Genomic DNA, 18,344 nt, shown 5'->3' on the forward strand with positions numbered 1-18,344 from the left:
CGGCCCGAAAAGTGGGAACCGGTTTTCGGACCCAGCCGATGCACGGAAAATGATCTATCGCGGCTGCGGCCGCCTGCCCGGGAAACTCTCCGTGAACCGCCGTCTCGTCCTGCCCCTCGTCGTCTTCCTGGCCGGGGCGCTCGCGCTCGCCGCAGCCGCGATCCTGACCTTCTCGCCCGGCCGCCAGGGAAGCGGCGGCAGCGGCGTCGCCAGCGTGGGCGGCCCGTTCACGCTGACGACGCAGGAGGGCAAGCCGCTCTCCGATACCGACCTGAAGGGCTCGCCCTTCCTGGTCTTCTTCGGCTTCACCCATTGCCCGGATATCTGCCCGACAAAGCTCTTCGAGATCTCGGAGGCCCTGCGCGCGGCCGGTGACGGCGCCAAGGCGAAGGGGCTTAAAGCGCTCTTCATCACGGTCGATCCCGAGCGCGATACGCCAGACGCGATGAAGAGCTATCTCGGCTCCTTCGATCCGCGCATCGTGGGCCTGAGCGGCGACCGGCCGGCGATCGACGCCGTGGTCAAGGCCTATCGCGCTTATGCCAAGAAGGTGCCGCTGAAAGACGGCGACTACACGATGGACCATACCGCGCTGGTCTATCTGATGGGCACGGACGGCAAGTTCGTCGGCGCCTTCAATATCGAGCAGCCTCCGGCGCAGGCGGCAGCGGAATGGCTGCGTCACTCGTAGCGTCAGCGACCGGCGCGCGCCGGCGCGCCAGCCCGTGCTCGGTCTTGTTCCAGGCGAAGGGGCGTTTCAGATATTCGTAGAACGCCATCCAGGCAGCGACCGAGACCAGCGCGTAATAGAGCGGCAGCAGCGGGACGAGCAGCAGGAGATCCGGCGCCCCGCGGCGTAGCGCCCCGACGATGGGCGGCACGAACAGGGCCACGCTGCCCAGGAGCCAGACCGCGAGCGCGATGATCGAGGTCAGGGTCGCGGCGGTGCCCACGGGTTCGAACAGCGATCCCTCCCAATAGGCGATCAGCGTGGCGACGGCGAAGGCGGGATAGCCGAGTGCCGTCGCGACGGTGCCGAAGACCAGTGACAGGAAGGCGAAGGTCGCGGCCAGCCCCGCCTCGCGCGCCAGACGCATCGGCGCGCGCGAATGCGTCACCAGCGTTTGGATATAGCCCTTGATCCAGCGCGAACGCTGCTTGAGCCAGGCCGGAACGGAAACCGGCGCCTCCTCGCGGGTGTTCGAGGGCAGGTCGCCGATGCGATAGCCGGCGCGCACCAGCCGGAAGCCGAGATCGGCATCCTCGGTCACGTTCCAGGCGTCCCAGCCGCCCACAATGCGCAGCGCCTCCGTGCGGAAATGGTTGGAGGTCCCGCCCAGCATGATCGGCAGCTGGAACTGCAGCAGGCCTGGATTGAGCACCTCGAACAGCCCGGCATATTCCAGCGCGAACAGGCCGGGCAGAACGCCCTCCTCGGCATGGTCGATCACGAGCCGCGCCTGCAGGCAGCCGAGTTCCTTCGGGCCGCCGAGGAAGCGCGCTGCCGCCATGCGCAGTTGCTGCGGGTCGGGAATGTCCTCGGCATCGAAGATCGTGAAGAACGCGCCACGCGCTTCGAGCAGGGCGAGATTCAGCGCGCGGGGCTTGGTGCGTGGAAAACCCGGCGGAACGACGGTGACGGAGAATTGCGGCGGCAGCGCCATCTGCGCCAGCGCGTCGCGCATGGCCGTGTCGTCGGCTTCGATCAGCAGGCGGATATCGAGCTTGGACGCAGGATAGTCGAGCGCGCCGAGCGCATCCGTCAATTGCCGGAGCACGGCGAGCTCCCGATAGAGCGGCACCGCGACCGTGTAGACGGGCAGGCGGGCATCGTCGATCCGCCAGCGGTGGCTGCGCCAGAGATCGGGCGCCGTGCGCTCGATCGCGGCCGCCAGCCGCAGCAGGATCAGACCGAGGAAGAGTGGGCCGAGCAGCAGCGCCAACCAGAAGAAGGTTTCGAATGGCGCGAAGACGCCGCCGACCGCGGCAATCGCGACGCCCAGGCCGCCGGCGATCACCTGGCCCCGGCTTGCGCCGGTGCGGGCGCTGTCGCGGACGAGCCCGGCGGCGTCGAGTCCGGCAGCCTGCTCGGCCAGCGCGCCGGCATTGCTGAGACGAAGGGCGTCGGCGAAGCGGCGCGGGGTCGTCACCGCGATATCGTCGCGGTTGCGCGGGCCGACCTCGATCATCTGTCGCAGCGCCGGCCCTTCGGGCGCCAGGATGAAGCGGAAGCGCGCGTCGCCGTCGGTTGGCGCGATGCCCTGACGCAGGATAGCCTCGTGCCCGCCGCCGGGCCTGAGCGGCGGAGGTTGCGCAACGAAGGCCAGCCCCATCTCGGCTGCCAGCGCCCGGTAGAAGCGGGCTTCGTCGATCAGGCCGCGTGCGATCGCTTCACGGGCCGGTTCGGTGCGGTTGCGCCGGGATGTCTCGGCCACGCCTGCGAGGACGGAAGGCGGCAGGCCATGTCGCGTCAGGAAGGCGAGTTCGACCGGCAGGCCGGCTGAGCCGGGCCCGACCACGATCGGACTGTCGTCGTTACCGCTGCCCCCCACTGGCCCCGGTCCCGCTCCACGCGACAATGCCCGGCGCGGCTGCGCCGGGAACAACCTATGCTTGTCGTTGACGTAGCGGGAGTCGAGAGGCCTCGCCTAGAACTTTGGGCGAGGCCCGGCGGCGTCAGCGCGCCGTCACTTCTTGATTTGCCAGATCGTCTTCAACGAGGTTGCCACCTCGATCTCGCCCGGTTCCACCACGGTTGGCATTTCGCCGGACACCTTCCTCCTGCTGGGGAGATCGGCCTCACCATGCGGTGCATCCACTTCGTTGGCCGACACGAGATCGCCCAGCTGAACTCCGAGCGATTCAGCGTAAAGGGTGGCCATCGCCCGCGCGTCCTGTGCAGCCTTTCGCCGGGAGAGATTCTTGGCTGTTGCGGGGTCGGTCAGACCGAATCTGACATTCGAAATCGAATTCGATCCCGACTTGACGAGCGTGTCGACCAGCGCGCCTGCTTTGCCGATATCTCTCACAGTAATCGTGAGAGCTGTTTGAGCCTCGTATCCGATGATTTCCCGTGGCGGACGGATTCCGCTCGGAAGCGCTGCAGGTGCTGAGAATTTGGGGCCGATTCTGAGCTGGGAGGTCGCCATATCGCCCGGAGCGATGCCGTACTGCGTCACCGTCTCCCTCATGCGATTCATTGCAGGGCGGTTTTTCGCAAGCGCTTCTTCGGCCGTCTTGCCTTCGGTGACGACCCCGGCGTCGATGATTGCGATATCGGGAGCGACCTGGACGCGACCTGTCGAAACGATCGAGAGGCCTTGATGAGTGGCTTCGCCCGCTTGGGCCAACGCGGCCTGCGTAGAGAAAAGCAACAAGCCGAGAGCAAGCAACCGCTTCATTTCCGCCCCCCGGTCGTTCCGGCCTGTGTTCAGCGCGCCGCCAGGATCTCCGCGACCTGCGGGATGTCCTTGTCGCCGCGGCCGGAGAGATTGACCACCATCAGATGATCCTTCGGCTTCTGCGGGGCGAGATCAGCGACGCGTGCGAGCGCGTGCGCCGACTCCAGCGCCGGGATGATGCCTTCCAGCCTTGAGATCAGCTGGAACGCCTCCAGCGCCTCCTCGTCGGTGGCCGAGAGGTAGGTCGCCCGGCCGACATCGTGCAGCCAGGAATGCTCCGGGCCGATGCCGGGATAGTCGAGCCCGGCCGAGATCGAATGGGCATCCTTGATCTGTCCGTCATCGTCCATCAGCAGGAAGGTGCGGTTGCCGTGCAGCACGCCGGGTCGCCCGCCGGTGAGCGAGGCCGCATGCAGCCCGCTCGGGATGCCGTGGCCGGCGGCCTCCACGCCGTAGATCTCGACCGAGGGGTCGTCGAGGAAGGGGTGGAACAGCCCCATCGCGTTCGAGCCGCCGCCGATGCAGGCGACGAGCGAATCCGGCAGGCGGCCTTCGGCCTCTTGCATCTGCTCGCGGGTTTCCTTGCCGATGATCGACTGGAAATCGCGCACCATCGCCGGATAGGGATGGGGACCTGCGACCGTGCCGATGCAGTAGAAGGTCGTCGCGACATTGGTCACCCAGTCGCGCAGCGCCTCGTTCATCGCGTCCTTCAGGGTCTTGGTGCCGGATTCGACCGGCACGACCGTGGCGCCGAGCATCTGCATGCGGAACACGTTCGGCGCCTGCCGGGCGACGTCGACCGCGCCCATGTAGACGATGCATTCCAGGCCGTAACGCGCGCAGAGCGTCGCGGTGGCGACGCCATGCTGGCCGGCGCCGGTCTCGGCGATGATGCGCTTCTTGCCCATGCGCCGCGCCAGCAAGATCTGGCCGAGCACGTTGTTCACCTTGTGGGAGCCGGTATGGTTCAGCTCCTCGCGCTTCAGATAGACCTTGGCGCCGCCGAAATGCTCGGTCAGGCGCTCGGCGAAATAGAGCGGCGAGGGCCGGCCGACATAGTGCTTCAGCCCGCTGGTCATCTCGGCGTGATAGGCCGGGTCGGCCTTGGCGGCTGTGTAGGCCTCTTCCAGCTCGAGGATCAGCGGCATCAGCGTCTCCGCCACGAAGCGGCCGCCGAACAGGCCGAAGCGGCCGTTCTCGTCCGGGCCGTTGCGATAGCTGTTCGGGCTGGAGGGGGCGTTCATGCGCTCAAGCTTTCCTGTCCTGCCGCCGCGGCCTTGCGGGCCGATGCGATGAATTCCGCGATCCGCGCGGGGTCCTTGACCCCCGGCGCGCTTTCGACGCCCGAGGAGACATCGACACCCGCCGGCCTGGTGATGCCGATGGCTTCAGCGACATTCGCCGGATCGAGCCCGCCCGATAGCATGAAGCGTTGCGAGGGGTCGAGGCTGGCGAGCAGGCCCCAGTCGAAGGGCTTGCCGTGCCCGCCGGGGAAGGCTGCGTCCTTCGGCGGCTTGGCGTCGAGCAGGATAAGGTCGGCCGCGTCGCGATAGCCTGCGACGGCCTTGAGGTCCTCGGCCGTCGCGATGCCGAGCGCCTTCATCACCGGCCGGCCGACGGCGCGGCGCAGGGCTGCCGTCTGCTCGGGCGTCTCGCGGCCGTGGAACTGGAACCAGTCGGGCTTCAGTGCCTCGGCAAGCTCCGCCGCCTGCTGCTCGCTCCAGTCGACGACGAGCGCGACGATCTGCGTCCTGCCGCGCGCGATCGCCGCCAACTGCTTGGCGCGCTCCAGCGTCACGTAGCGCGGGCTCTTCGGATGGAAATTGAGCCCGATCATATCGGCGCCGGCCGCGAGCGCGGCCTCCAGCGTCTCGGGGGTCGAGAGGCCGCAGATCTTGATCAGGAAGGGCGAACCATTGGACATGGCCCGGCGTTTAGCACGGTCCGTGCGTTGGCGCATGCCGTACTTGCGACATGATGACGAAGGAAGCCATGTTCGGACAGGGCGAAGAGGGGGACGGGGTGATCCGGCTGGGCATGGGCAGGCGCGGGCTGACGATGATGGCGGGCCTGCTCGCCATCTCCGGCCTCGTCGTGGCGGTGTTCTACTATATCGGCCAGCCGCGGACCCTGCGCCTTGCGGTCGGGCCGCTCGGCTCGGACGATGCGCGCATGGCCGCGGCCTTCGTGCAGGGGCTCAACCGCGACAAGGCCTCCGTGCGGTTGCGCCTCGTCCTGACCGAGGGCTCCGAGGACAGCGCCAAGAAGATCGATGCCGGCCAGGCCGATCTCGCCATGCTGCGCGCCGACATCGCCATGCCCTCGACGGCCGACACGGTCCTGATCACGCGGCGGACCTTTCCGTTTTTCATCACGACGACCGAGACGGCGATCGGCCGCATCGCCGAATTGCGCGGCCGCAGGATCGGCGTGTCCCGCAATCCGCTGGGGAACATCACCCTGCTGAAACGGGTACTGGCGCAATACGAGGTACGGCCCGAAGAGGTCGAGATCGTCAAGCTCAGCCAGGAGGAGATCGTGGCTGCGGCCAAGGAGAAGCGCATCGACGTCTTCTTCTCGATCAACGCCGTTGGCTCCCACACCAATAATGACGGCCTGCGTCGTCTGCGCGAGGCCTGGGGCAACGATCCCGTGCTGATCCCGGTCCGCGAGGCCGATGCGCTCGCGGCGCATTACCGGGCGATCGAATCCGGCGAGATCGTGCGCGGCGCGTTGGGCGGCGACCCGCCGCGCCCGGCCGAGAGCCTGCAGACCATCTCGATCACCTCGCGCCTCGTCGCGGCGCAGAGCCTCGACGACAATCTCGTCGGCGAACTAACCAAGGACATCCTGGGCCTGCGCCTGACGCTGGCCTCGGAACTGCCGGCCGTGCAGGCCCTGGAGACGCCCTCGACCGACAAGGACGCGCCGCTGCCGGTGCATTCCGGCGCGGCCGCCTATATCGATGGCGAGCAGGAGAGCTTCTTCGATCGCTATGGCGACTGGTTCTATATCGGCGCCATGGCGCTCTCGGCGGTGGGCACGGGCGGCGCCGCCCTGCTCGGCCGCGAGAGCGCCAACCGGCGCCGGCGCGCGATGGCCGGCCTCGACGAATTGCTGGAACTGCTCAATACCATCCGCGCCTGCGAGGATGAGGCGGAATTGATGCGGCTCGGCCGCGAGGCGGACCAGATCCTGACGCGCGTGCTCGCCGACTACGCCAAAGGCGATCTCGACACGGCCGCACTCGCCGCCTATCGCCTCGCCATCGATCAGGTCGGCCGGGCGGTCGCGGAACGGCAGCGCGCGCTGGCGGAGACCTGAGCGCATTTACTTTTCGGCAGGCTCGGCGGTTGCCGAAAAGCCCGTCAGCGTTTATGTGCAGCGCAACGAATTCCAGATTCACGTGAAACAGGCTGCGCCGGCGGGGCATCGCTCCAGACCGGCTCGTGGCCTTGAAAGCAAGGCCCTACCCGCATGTCCATGCGCAACATCGCCATCATCGCGCACGTCGACCATGGCAAGACGACCCTCGTCGACAAGCTGCTGCAGCAGTCCGGCGCCTTCCGCGAGAACCAGCGCGTCGCCGAGCGCGTGATGGATTCGAACGACCTCGAAAAGGAGCGCGGCATCACCATCCTGGCCAAGGCGACCTCGGTCGTCTGGAAGGACACGCGCATCAACATCGTCGACACCCCCGGCCACGCCGATTTCGGCGGCGAGGTCGAGCGCATCCTGAACATGGTCGACTCGGCCATCGTTCTGGTCGATGCCGCCGAAGGCCCGATGCCGCAGACCAAGTTCGTGGTCTCCAAGGCGCTGAAGCTCGGCCTTCGCCCGATCGTGGCGATCAACAAGGTCGACAAGCCCGACGCCCGCACCACCGAGGTCATCAACGAGGTCTTCGACCTCTTCGCCGCGCTCGACGCCACCGACGAGCAGCTCGACTTCCCGATCCTCTACGGCTCGGGCAAGCAGGGCTGGATGGCCGACTCGCCGGAAGGCCCGCAGGATCAGGGCCTCGCGCCCATGTACGACCTCATCCTCAAGCATGTCCCGGCCCCGGCGGTCGAGGACGGCCCGTTCCGCATGATCGGCACGCTGCTGGAGGCGAACCCCTATCTCGGCCGCATCATCACCGGCCGCGTCACCTCCGGCACGGCCAAGCCGAACCAGACCATCAAGGTGCTCTCGGGCGACGGCACGACTGTCGAGACCGGCCGTATCTCGAAGATCCTCGCCTTCCGCGGCATCGAGCGCCAGCCGATCGAGGAAGCCGTCGCGGGCGATATCGTCTCGATCGCCGGCCTGGTGAAGGGCACCGTCGCCGACACCTTCTGCGACCCCTCCGTCACCGAGCCGATCAAGGCCCAGCCGATCGACCCGCCGACCGTGTCGATGACCTTCTCGGTCAACGATTCCCCGCTCGCCGGCACCGAAGGCGACAAGGTCACGACCCGCGTCATCCGCGACCGCCTGTTCAAGGAGGCCGAGGGCAATGTCGCGCTGAAGATCGAGGAAGCCACCGACAAGGACAGCTACATCGTCTCCGGCCGCGGCGAACTCCAGCTCGCGATCCTGATCGAGACCATGCGTCGCGAAGGCTTCGAGCTCGGCGTCTCGCGTCCCCGCGTCGTGCTGAAGCGCGATGAGGCCGGCCAGCTGCTGGAGCCGATCGAGGAGGTCGTGATCGACGTCGACGAGGAGCATTCCGGCGTCGTCGTGCAGAAGATGGCCGAGCGCAAGGCCGACATGCTGGAGATGCGTCCGTCGGGCGGCAATCGCCTGCGTCTCGTCTTCCACGCCCCGACCCGTGGCCTGATCGGCTATCAGGGCGAGTTGCTGACCGACACCCGCGGCACCGCGATCATGAACCGGCTGTTCCACGCCTATCTGCCCTATAAGGGCGAGATCGCCGGCCGCCGCAACGGCGTGCTGATCGCGATGGAGACCGGCGAGGCCGTCGCCTACGCGCTGTGGAACCTCGAGGATCGTGGCCCGATGATGATCGAGCCGGGCTGGAGGGTCTACCAGGGCATGATCGTCGGCGAGCACACCCGCGAGAACGATCTCGAGGTGAACGTGCTCAAGGGCAAGAAGCTCACCAACATCCGCACGACCTCGAAGGACGAGGCCGTTCGCCTGACGCCGCCGATCCGGATGACGCTGGAGCGTTCGCTCGCCTGGATCGACGACGACGAGCTCGTCGAGGTCACGCCGAAGTCGATCCGCCTGCGCAAGGGCATCCTCGACCCGAACGAGCGCAAGCGCTCGCAGAAGCAGAAGGCCGAAGTGGCCTGAGCGGCTTGTCCGGCACAGACGTCGATATCCTGCTGATCACCGGCCCCGCAGGGGTCGGCAAGTCGACGTTGTGCTGGGAAGCGAGCGGATTGTTGGCCGAGGCCGGCATCCCGCATGCCGCGATCGAGAGCGACGAGCTCGATCGCGTCTTCCCCAAGCCCGGCGCGGAGGAGCTTGCTTCGCTCGCACCGGGTGCGCGCGATGTCAGCCAGCTCAATCTGGCCGCGCTCTGGGCGACCTATCGCGCGCTCGGGCACCGGCGCCTTCTGATGTCCGGCGTCATCCTCCATCCCGCCTTCGACCGGCGCTGGATTCTCGCGGCCATCCCTGAGGCGCGGATCAGCATCGTGCGCCTGCGCGCCGGTGACGAGGCCTTGCTGGCGCGCCTCGACCGCCGCGAGCACGGCGCCGGCCGGGATGCGCAGATCGAGCGCAGCCTGCGCCAGTCCCGGCGGATGGCGAGCGAGGCCGCCGAAGATTATCTCGTGATCGATACGGACGGGCAGTCGCCGGCCGAATTGGCCCGCCTCGTCCTTGCCCGAACAGGTTGGCTCAACCCCGCCTGAAGCCGCGGCCTGTTCGGCTGCCGCGTGTCCGCCTTGCGCCGGGCGCCATTGTCTCGCCGCGCCGGCTCTGATCCTCTGCCGCCGTCTCAGGGGAAGGATCACCACCATGCAATTCCGCAATCTCGGCCGCTCGGGCCTGCGCGTCTCGCTCGTCGGGCTGGGCTGCAACAATTTCGGCGGCCGCATCGATCTCGACGCGACGCGTAAGGTCGTCGATGCCGCGATCGAGCATGGCATCACCCTGTTCGACACCGCCGACATCTATGGCGAGCGGGGCGGCTCCGAGACGGCGCTTGGCGAGGTTCTGGGCGCGCGGCGCAAGCAGATCGTGCTGGCCAGCAAGTTCGGCATGGACATGGATGCCGAGGGCGTGAAGAAGGGCGGCTCGCGTCGCTACATCATGAACGCCGTCGAGGATTCGCTCCGGCGCCTCAAGACCGACTGGCTCGATCTCTACCAGCTCCACCGGCCCGACCCGCTGACTCCGATCGAGGAGACGCTGCGCGCCATGGACGACCTCGTCCGCCAGGGCAAGGTCCGCTATATCGGCTGCTCGAACGTCGTCGCCTGGCAGGTCGCCGATGCCCAGTGGACGGCGCGCGATCTCGGCATCCCCGGCTTCGCTTCGGCGCAGGACGAGTACAGCCTGCTGAAGCGCGGCGCCGAGAAGGATCTGATCCCGGCCATCGCTCATTATGGCATGGGCCTGCTGCCCTATTTCCCGCTCGCCAACGGCGCCCTCACCGGCAAGTACAAGCGCGGCGCGGCGATGCCGGAAGGCGCACGCCTGACCAAGCTGCCGCAGCGCGCCGACGAGATCTTCAGCGCGGATAACTGGCGCCGCATCGAGGGCCTGACCGCCTTCGCCGAGCAGCGCGGCCATACGCTGGTCGAGCTCGCCTTCTCATGGCTGGCGGCTCAACCCGTCGTCTCCAGCGTGATTGCCGGCGCGACCAGGCCGGAGCAGGTCGCGGCCAACGTCAAGGCGGCCGACTGGGCGCTGAGCGCGGAAGACCTCGCCGAGATCGACAAGATCACCGCGTAAGGCGTGCTGAGTTTTCTCGGAACCACCGGGTCATCCCGGGCTTGCCCCGGGATCCATCGGAGGGCTCCGGAGCTTTACGATGGATCCCGGACCGGCGCTGCTGCGCAGCTTGTCCGGGATGACGCTCTGGACCCCAAGACCGGGCCTCAAAGGAAGGTCGCGATCTCCTCCAGCGGCTTCTTGCCGATGGCGGGGACGAGGCAATCCTCCTTGGGATAGCCCACGACGAGCAGGATCAGCGCCTTCTCGTTGTCGGGCCGCCCGCAGAGCTCGTTGAGGAAGTTCATCGGCGCCGGCGTATGCGTCAGCGTCGCGAGCCCCGCATCATGCAGCGCCGCGATCAGGAAGCCGGTGGCGATGCCCACCGATTCCGGCACGTAATAGTGCTTGATCCTGTTGCCCTCGGCATCGTGGCCCCAGCGCTGCGCGAAGATCGCGATCAGCCAGGGGGCTGTCTCGAGGAAGGGTTTCTGGTCGTCGGTGCCGAGATGGGCGAGGGCGTCCAGCCATTCCTCGCCGGCGCGGCCGGCATAGAAGGCGCGCTCCTCTTCTTCAGCGCCCTCGCGGATCAGCTTCTTGCGCTGCGGGTCGGCAATGCAGACGAAACTCCAGGGCTGCTGGTTGGCGCCGGACGGCGCAGTGCCGGCGACGCGCACCGCCGTCTCGATCAGCTCCCGCGGCACCGGCCTGTCCGAAAAGTCGCGCACCGTGCGGCGCTTGCGCATGCGGGCGAGGAAGGCATCGGCCCGCCCCTGCATCTCCGCTTCCGGAACCCCCTCGAACACGAGGGGCATGGTGACATAGGGACTCACGGGCGCTTCGCTCCTGACGCAATTTGGTCAGCTTGCTGCGAATCGCGGCCCGGATGCAATGGACCCGTTGCGCCGGCCCGCTTATGGTCCGCGCCATGAGCGAGAAAGCCACGACCGCCCCCGCCCTGAAGCCCGGCGACCATCTCTTCCTGGTCGATGGTTCGAACTTCATTTTCCGGGCCTATTTCCAGTCGATCAACCAGGACCGGAAATACAATGCCCGTTCGGACGGGCTGCCCTCCGGCGCGGTCCGGCTCTTCGCGACGAAGCTGTTCCAGTTCGTGCGCGAGGGCGTGCTCGGTGTCCGGCCGACCCATCTCGCCATCGTCTTCGACAAGTCGGAGAACTCGTTCCGCAAGGCGATCTACCCGGCCTACAAGGGCAATCGCTCCGATCCGCCGCCCGATCTCATTCCCCAGTTCCCGCTGATGCGCGAGGCGGTGCGGGCTTTCGGGCTCATTCCGGTCGAGCAGGATGTCTACGAGGCCGACGACCTGATCGCGACCTATGCGAAACAGGCCCGCGAGGCCGGCGCCGACGTCCTGATCGTCTCGGCCGACAAGGACCTGATGCAGCTCGTTAAGCCGGGCGTCGCCATGTACGATCCAGCCTCCGGCGACCAGAAGAAGGGCGCGGGCTTCCGCGCCGAGCGCCGCATCGGCGAGCCCGAGGTCGTCGAATATTTCGGCGTGATGCCGGATAAGGTCACCGATGTGCAGGCGCTGGCGGGCGACGCCACCGACAATGTGCCGGGCGCGCCGGGCATCGGCATCAAGACGGCGGCCCAGCTCATCGGCGAATATGGTGATCTCGAAACCTTGCTGGCGCGTGCCGGCGAGATCAAGCAGCCGAAGCGCCGGGAGACGCTGACCAATCCCGAGGTGATCGAGAAGGTCCGCATCTCCCACAAGCTCGTCAGCCTCGTCGACGATGTGAAGGTCGAGACGCCGCTGGAGAATCTGACGCTGGAGCAGCCCGATCCGGCGAAGCTCATCGCTTTCCTCAAGGCGATGGAATTCACCACCATCACCAAGCGCGTCGCCGAGGCCTATGAGGCGGATGTCGGCGCCGTCGATGCCGACCCGGATCTGGCGCCGGGTGGCGCGCGCGCGGCCGAGCTCAAGGCGCTCTATGCCGGCGCCGATGCCGCTGGGGATGCGGCCACTGGCATCGCAGCTGCCGCCGCTCCCGCGCCTGCAGCCGCGGCCTCAGGAGCCCCCGCAGGCGAAGACGGCTGGCTGAAGCCGGCCGATCTCGCCGCCTCCCGCAAGAACGAGGCGATCGCCGGCAAGATCGACCGCTCGAAATACGAATGCGTGCGCACGCTGGCCGATCTCGAACGCTGGATCGGCTGGGCCTATGAGACCGGCCATGTCGCGCTCGATACCGAGACCAATTCGCTCGACGCGATGCAGGCCGATCTCGCCGGCATCTCGCTCGCGGTTGCGCCCGGTCGCGCCTGCTACATCCCGCTCCAGCACCGCGGCGGCGATGGCGGGCTCTTCGACGAGGGGCTGCTGGCCGACCAGATTCCGCTGGTGCAGGCCGTCGCCGCCCTGAAGCCGCTTCTGGCCGATCCCGGCGTGCTCAAGATCGGCCAGAACCTGAAATACGATCTGCTGATCCTGGAGCGGCATGGTCTCTCCGTGTCCCCGATCGAGGACACGATGCTGATCTCCTATGCGCTCGATGCCGGCACCAACAGCCACGGCATGGACAAGCTCTCGGAATTGCACCTCGGCCACGAGACGATTCCGTATGCGCAGGTCGCCGGCACCGGCAAGAACCAGATCACCTTCGACAAGGTGCCGCTCGACAAGGCGACGGACTACGCCGCCGAGGATGCCGACGTCACGCTCCGGCTCTGGCTGGCGCTGAAGCCGCGCCTCGTCGCCGAGAAGAAGACGGCGGTCTACGAGGTGCTGGAACGGCCGATGGTCGAGGTCCTCGCCAAGATGGAGCGCCGCGGCATCGCCATCGACCGGCAGATCCTCTCGCGGCTCTCCGGCGATTTCGCGCAAGGCTTGGCCCGGCTGGAGGACGAGATCTACGAGCTCGCCGGCGAGAAATTCACGATCGGCAGCCCCAAGCAGCTCGGCGACATCCTGTTCGGCAAGATGGGCCTGGAAGGCGCCAAGAAGACCGCGACCGGCCAATGGGCGACGGGTGCCGGCGTGCTCGAAGATCTCGCCGAGCAGGGCCATGCGCTGCCCTCGAAGATTCTCGAATGGCGCCAGCTCGCTAAGCTGAAATCGACCTATACCGACTCGCTGCCGGGCTATGTGAACCCCGAGACCAACCGGGTTCACACCTCCTACGCGCTGGCGGCGACGACGACGGGCCGGCTCTCCTCGTCGGAGCCGAACCTCCAGAACATCCCGATCCGCACCGAGGCCGGCCGCAAGATCCGCACCGCCTTCGTGCCCGAGAAGGGCTACAAGCTGGTCTCGGCCGATTACAGCCAGATCGAATTGCGCCTGCTCGCCCATATCGCCGAGATCCCGCAGCTACGGCAGGCTTTCGCCGATGGCATCGACATCCACGCGATGACGGCCTCCGAGATGTTCGGCGTTCCCGTGCAGGGCATGCCGAGCGAGGTCCGCCGCCGCGCCAAGGCAATCAATTTCGGCATCATCTACGGCATTTCGGCCTTCGGCCTCGCCAACCAGCTCGGCATCGGGCGCGAGGAGGCGAGCGCCTATATCCGCAAGTATTTCGAGCGCTTCCCCGGCATCCGCGACTACATGGACCAGACCAAGACCCATGTCCGCGCCCATGGCCAGGTCACCACGATCTTCGGTCGCGTCTGCCATTTCCCGGCGGTAGCCTCGAAGAACCCGTCTGAGCGCGCCTTCGTCGAGCGTCAGGCGATCAACGCCCCGATTCAGGGCTCGGCCGCCGACATCATCCGCCGGGCGATGACCCGGATGGACTCCGCGCTCGCCGCCAATCGCCTCAATGCCCGCATGCTCCTGCAGGTCCATGACGAGCTCGTCTTCGAGGTGCCGGAGGCCGAGGTCGAGAAGACCTTGCCGATCATCGAGAAGGTGATGGTCGAGGCGCCGCATCCGGCCGTGCAGCTCCGGGTGCCGCTCGCGGTCGAAGCCCGCGCCGCCGATAACTGGGACGAGGCGCACTGAGCGCCTCCGACCAGCCGGAACCCGGCCGATCCTTCCGGCGTTGATCCCTCCGACGCGCCAGGGGGGCGCGGGGCGCGCGTTGGAATCGGGGACATGCTCAGCTCATCGGCCTGGAGGCCGTTTCCGCGTTACATGGCGGAACCGGAACCGGTGGAGGACAATGCGGAGGTCACGCCCTCTGAGCATGACCTCATCGTCCGCTACGCCATCGTCGGCATCTTCGTCATTCTCGCGACGGCCTCGCTGGCCCTGACCAAGGTCATCGCCATGCCGATCGTGGCGGGCGTGATCTTCGGGCTGGTGCTCGGCCCGCTCGTCGACGTGCTGGCGCGGCACCGGGTGCCGCAGCATGCGGCCGCCGCGCTGGTCGTGCTGTTCTTCATCGGTCTCCTGCTCGCCGCGATCGCCATCCTCGCGGTGCCGGTCGCCGGCTGGAGCGATCAGGCTCCGGCCATGATGGCGGCGCTCAAGACCAAGCTCGCCGGCGTCTTCGCCTTCATGGACGAGTTCAAGCGCGGCATCGCCTCGATCACCGGCAAGGGCGCCGAGCTCAGCGTCTCCCAGGGCAATCCGCTCTTCGACATCGCGATGACGTCCTCGACGGCGGCCGGCGGCATGCTGATCTTCGTCGCGACGATCTACTTCTGGCTGGCGACGCGCCGCCATCTAAAGGCGCGGGTGCTGCGACTTTGCCTCGGCCGCGGCGCGCGGCGCTCGGCCGGCTCCTTCTTCGAGGAGATCGAGGCCCGCGTCGCCCGCTATTTCGCGCTGGTGACGACGATCAATCTCGGCATGGGCATCCTCACCATGGCGATCGCCTGGATTGCTGGGCTGCCTTTCCCGGTGTTCTGGGGCGCGCTCGCCTTCCTGCTCAACTATCTCGCCTTCATCGGCCCGATCATCGTCGCGATCCTGCTGCTCGCGGGTGCTCTGCTCGACGCGCCCTCGCTCCTCGCGGCGCTCTGGCCGGCGACGGCCTATTACGTCCTGCACCTGATCGAGGGCAACGCGGTCACGCCCGTCTTCGTCGGCAACCGGCTGACGATCTCGCCCTTTCTCGTCTTCGTCGCCTTCATCTTCTGGCTCTGGCTCTGGGGACCGGTCGGCGCTGTGCTCTCGACGCCGATCGTGATCGTCGCCATGGTCGCGCAGGAGGAATTCGCGCGCTATCGCCGCGACAAGGCCAAGGCGGATGCCGAGGAGGCCGGCGCGGCACAGGCCGCCTGATCCCGCTTCCGGAACTGAAATCCCGCCCATGCGTTGCCGAAACAGGCGGAAGCCCTTGCGGCAGCCGCATCTCCCCGCCACCATCGAAACTTCGAACAGCGACAGGACGACACTGCCATGGCCACCACGACATCCGCGAAACGTCAGGCTGCCGCCGCTGCCAAACGCGCGAAGGCCGAGGTCGAGGCCGGCGCCGAGGATGTCGCGGCCGAAGCGCGTCAGGCCGGCGCGCGCGCCAAGCGCCAGGCGAGCGCGCTTGAGGACACCCTGACCCGCAGCGCCGAGGACATCGCCGCCACCGTCAGCGAGCGCCTGCGCGCCGTCGGCGTCGATACCGACAAAATGGTCGATGTCGCCAAGGAGCAGGCGACCGAGCTGCAGAGGCTGATCGAGGACGAGATTCGCGAGCGGCCGTTGCGCGCGCTCGGGGTCGCGGCGGCGATCGGCCTGTTCGTCGGCTTCCTGTCGGCGCGCTGACCATGTTCGGGGGGATCGGTTCCTTCATCGCCTCGGAGGTCTCCGGGGTGGTGAGGCGCAATGTCATCGTCTACGGGCTGTTCGGCCTCGCCGTCCTGCTTATGCTCTGCGCCGGCGGCTATGCGCTGAATGCCCTGCATACCGTGCTGGAGCAGCGCTATGGCGCGATCGCCGCGAGCCTCTGGGTCGCCGGCGGCCTGTTCCTGGCCGGGCTTTTCGCCATCTGCATCGCCCTTGTCGTCAAGGGGCGGCGCCGGCCGCCGCGCCCGGCCGCGACGGCGGCTCTGGCGGCGGCGCCGATCGCCGCGAAGCTCATCGGCTCGCGTCTCAGCTGGCGCATGGCGGTTGCCGGCGGCATCGTCGTGCTCGGAGCGATTCTGGGCCGCCAGATCGTTGCGGGCGGCGAAGATGACGATGCGGAAGCCTGATTCCGCGTGAATCGGCAGGCATGGACGAAGCATGTCTTTTTACATAGGGATGTCGGCATGCGTCCCTTAACAAGACTTGCATGTCTGCTCAGGTGAGGCCTCGCAACCGCTTCCCGCTGCCGGTTTTCCCGGTCTTCGGCGCGCGCTTTCGTTCGGCCACGACCACGATCATCGCGATCGGGGTGGTGGCGCTCGCGGTGGTGCTGGCGGCCTGGATCAACTGGCAGGCGCGGCAGACGGCGGATCGCGTCTCGCATGCGATCGAGATTCGCGAGCGGGCCGAGCGCTTCCTCGGCCGGATGCGCGATGCCGAGACCGGGCAACGCGGCTTCCTGCTGACCGGGCAGGCCGATTATCTCGATCCGTTCACCGAGGGGCGCGCTGCGGCCGGCCCCGAACTCGACATCCTGACCGCCCTCGTCGATGCCGACCCGGCCCAGAAGGAGCGGGTCGCGACATTGCGGGCCGACATGGGCACCAAGTTCGCGGAACTCGACCGGACGATCTCGCTGGAGCGCGCCGGCCGCCGGGCGGAGGCGCTGGCGCTGGTCAAAAGCGAAAGCGGCATCGCTGCGATGGATCGCTTGCGCGATACCGTCCAGGCGATCCAGCAGAGCGAGAATATCCGCCTGAGATCGCTCTACAGCCGGGAAGAGCGCCGCCGCCTCTGGGGCAGCACGGGCATCGTCGTCGCGCTTGCCGGGCTCGCCTTCGCCGCCTGGCAGCAATTGCGCAGCCGCCAGCGCCGCAGCACCGCGCTCGCCGTCAGCAATGCCGAGCTGGAGCGTATCGTCGGCGAGCGCACGCGGCAGCTGGAAAGCGAGCGCCTGCGCATCGAGGCGCTGCTGCGCGACGTCAATCACCGGGTCGGCAACAATCTCGCCATGGTCTCGGCGCTGCTCAACGTGCAGAGCCGGCAGACGCGGGAGCCGGCGGTCAAGGCGGCCCTGGGACAGGCGCAGTCGCGCATCCAGGCGATCGCGGCCGGCCAGCGGCGCCTGCGCCTCGACATCGAGACAGACGAGATCGACGCGCGGCCCTATATGGAAGACCTGCTCGCCGAGATCGGAAAATCGGCGGAAGGTCGGCCGATCCGGATCGATCTCGACATGGAAACGATCCGCCTGCCCGGCCGGGACGCCGTGTCCTTCGTCGTTATCGTCAACGAACTCGTGACCAACGCCATCAAGCATGCCTTCCCCGAGGGCATGTCGGGGCGGATCGTGATCCGCTTCGCGCCCACGGAGCATGAAGGCGAGCCGGCGCTTGCGCTGTCGATCGAGGATGATGGCGTCGGTATGCCGCAGGAGACGGCGAGCAAGGGGCTGGGCCAGACGGTGATCGCGAGCCTGCTGCGCAGCATGCGGGCGACGATGACCGCGGAGCCGGTTCACCCCGAGCAGGCCGAGCGCCCGGGCACGCAGGTGACGATCGTCTTCCCGAAGCGGGAGAGCCTTCCGGCTCAGGCCTGACGGCGCGGCCTCAGCCTTGTGCTGCCTTGAGGTGGGGAAGGCCCACCGCGCTCTTCACGAAGGCCGCGACCTCGCGCGTCGAGAACGGCTTGCGCAGGAAGCGGACATCGCGCAGCGACGCCGGCACCTCATGTGGGGCCGATCCCGAGACGAAGGCGAAGGGCGTTCCGCTTTCCTGAAGCGTGCTGGCGACATCGAAGGTCTTGCCGCCGACGACATCGATGTCGAGCAGCGCGCAGGCCAGCTGCTTCGCGGTCATCCGCCGCGCTTCCGCCACGGATTCTACGACGATGAGCTCGACCCCGTCGCCGAGCTGCTCGGCCACGGCGGTCTCGATGTCCATCGCGATGAACGGGTCGTCTTCGACGATGAGTACGCGGATATCAGCCATTGACCGGCTCTCTCACTCACACTGCAATTCTGTTACGTCGTCTCAACGTGACAGGATTGGCGATGTTCCTGCTTCGACGCG

At 67.5% G+C, this 18,344-nt stretch carries 16 protein-coding genes; 10 read left to right on the forward strand and 6 right to left on the reverse strand.

The genetic code is table 11. From position 1 onward, the window contains the following. Positions 1–49 precede the first annotated feature (49 nt). On the forward strand, positions 50–691 hold the full coding sequence (locus tag WFK61_RS10870; protein ID WP_336811559.1) for an SCO family protein: 642 nt from the start codon (positions 50–52) through the stop codon (positions 689–691). On the opposite strand, the gene WFK61_RS10875 is transcribed toward WFK61_RS10870, so the two are convergent. The 4 genes from WFK61_RS10875 to WFK61_RS10890 form a co-directional block, all read right to left on the reverse strand. Next, positions 636–2,552, reverse strand: coding sequence for a glycosyltransferase family 2 protein (locus WFK61_RS10875; protein ID WP_336811561.1), 1,917 nt, complete (start codon positions 2,550–2,552; stop codon positions 636–638). The genes WFK61_RS10870 and WFK61_RS10875 overlap by 56 nt on opposite strands. A gap of 135 nt (positions 2,553–2,687) precedes the next feature. Then, entirely contained in the window at positions 2,688–3,401 is a 714-nt protein-coding gene (locus tag WFK61_RS10880; protein WP_336811562.1) for an SIMPL domain-containing protein, read from the reverse strand. Between the two features lie 29 nt (positions 3,402–3,430). Then, a complete protein-coding gene (trpB, locus tag WFK61_RS10885) occupies positions 3,431–4,648 on the reverse strand; it encodes a tryptophan synthase subunit beta (RefSeq protein ID WP_336811563.1) in 1,218 nt (405 codons plus the stop codon). Beyond that, positions 4,645–5,328: a phosphoribosylanthranilate isomerase gene (locus WFK61_RS10890; RefSeq protein ID WP_336811564.1), complete on the reverse strand. Its 684-nt coding sequence runs from the start codon at positions 5,326–5,328 to the stop codon at positions 4,645–4,647. The genes trpB and WFK61_RS10890 overlap by 4 nt, the downstream gene beginning before the upstream one ends. Positions 5,329–5,378: 50 nt before the next feature. On the opposite strand from WFK61_RS10890, the gene WFK61_RS10895 reads away from it, so the two are divergent. The 4 genes from WFK61_RS10895 to WFK61_RS10910 all read left to right on the forward strand — a co-directional run bounded on the left by WFK61_RS10895 (position 5,379) and on the right by WFK61_RS10910 (position 10,316). Continuing rightward, positions 5,379–6,728, forward strand: a complete 1,350-nt coding sequence (locus tag WFK61_RS10895) for a TAXI family TRAP transporter solute-binding subunit (protein ID WP_336811566.1) — start codon at positions 5,379–5,381, stop codon at positions 6,726–6,728. Between the two features lie 153 nt (positions 6,729–6,881). Then, the gene (gene typA / locus WFK61_RS10900; protein WP_336811567.1) at positions 6,882–8,705 is read left to right on the forward strand and encodes a translational GTPase TypA; all 1,824 of its coding nucleotides are present in this window, start codon (positions 6,882–6,884) and stop codon (positions 8,703–8,705) included. Positions 8,706–8,710: 5 nt separating this feature from the next. Next, positions 8,711–9,271, forward strand: a complete 561-nt coding sequence (locus WFK61_RS10905) for an AAA family ATPase (RefSeq protein ID WP_336811568.1) — start codon at positions 8,711–8,713, stop codon at positions 9,269–9,271. A gap of 106 nt (positions 9,272–9,377) precedes the next feature. Beyond that, the gene (locus WFK61_RS10910; RefSeq protein WP_336811570.1) at positions 9,378–10,316 is read left to right on the forward strand and encodes an aldo/keto reductase; all 939 of its coding nucleotides are present in this window, start codon (positions 9,378–9,380) and stop codon (positions 10,314–10,316) included. Between the two features lie 146 nt (positions 10,317–10,462). On the opposite strand, the gene WFK61_RS10915 is transcribed toward WFK61_RS10910, so the two are convergent. Then, positions 10,463–11,110, reverse strand: coding sequence for a nitroreductase family protein (locus WFK61_RS10915; protein WP_336811895.1), 648 nt, complete (start codon positions 11,108–11,110; stop codon positions 10,463–10,465). A gap of 113 nt (positions 11,111–11,223) precedes the next feature. On the opposite strand from WFK61_RS10915, the gene polA reads away from it, so the two are divergent. The 5 genes from polA (at position 11,224) to WFK61_RS10940 (ending at position 17,872) form a co-directional block, all read left to right on the forward strand. Continuing rightward, the gene (polA, locus tag WFK61_RS10920; protein WP_336811571.1) at positions 11,224–14,268 is read left to right on the forward strand and encodes a DNA polymerase I; all 3,045 of its coding nucleotides are present in this window, start codon (positions 11,224–11,226) and stop codon (positions 14,266–14,268) included. A 150-nt stretch (positions 14,269–14,418) separates the two neighbouring features. After that, positions 14,419–15,495, forward strand: a complete 1,077-nt coding sequence (locus WFK61_RS10925; RefSeq protein ID WP_336811572.1) for an AI-2E family transporter — start codon at positions 14,419–14,421, stop codon at positions 15,493–15,495. A 117-nt stretch (positions 15,496–15,612) separates the two neighbouring features. Further along, a complete protein-coding gene (locus WFK61_RS10930; protein ID WP_336811574.1) occupies positions 15,613–15,972 on the forward strand; it encodes a DUF883 C-terminal domain-containing protein in 360 nt (119 codons plus the stop codon). Positions 15,973–15,974: 2 nt separating this feature from the next. Beyond that, on the forward strand, positions 15,975–16,400 hold the full coding sequence (locus WFK61_RS10935) for a hypothetical protein (protein ID WP_336811575.1): 426 nt from the start codon (positions 15,975–15,977) through the stop codon (positions 16,398–16,400). An 80-nt stretch (positions 16,401–16,480) separates the two neighbouring features. Continuing rightward, complete coding sequence (locus tag WFK61_RS10940; protein ID WP_336811577.1) at positions 16,481–17,872, forward strand: sensor histidine kinase; 1,392 nt, start codon at positions 16,481–16,483, stop codon at positions 17,870–17,872. A 10-nt stretch (positions 17,873–17,882) separates the two neighbouring features. On the opposite strand, the gene WFK61_RS10945 is transcribed toward WFK61_RS10940, so the two are convergent. Continuing rightward, complete coding sequence (locus WFK61_RS10945) at positions 17,883–18,263, reverse strand: response regulator (RefSeq protein ID WP_336811578.1); 381 nt, start codon at positions 18,261–18,263, stop codon at positions 17,883–17,885. Between the last annotated feature and the right edge of the window lie 81 nt (positions 18,264–18,344).

Origin of the sequence: Allobosea sp. MMO-172 (assembly GCF_037147855.1) — a bacterium.
Lineage (GTDB): Bacteria > Pseudomonadota > Alphaproteobacteria > Rhizobiales > Beijerinckiaceae > Allobosea.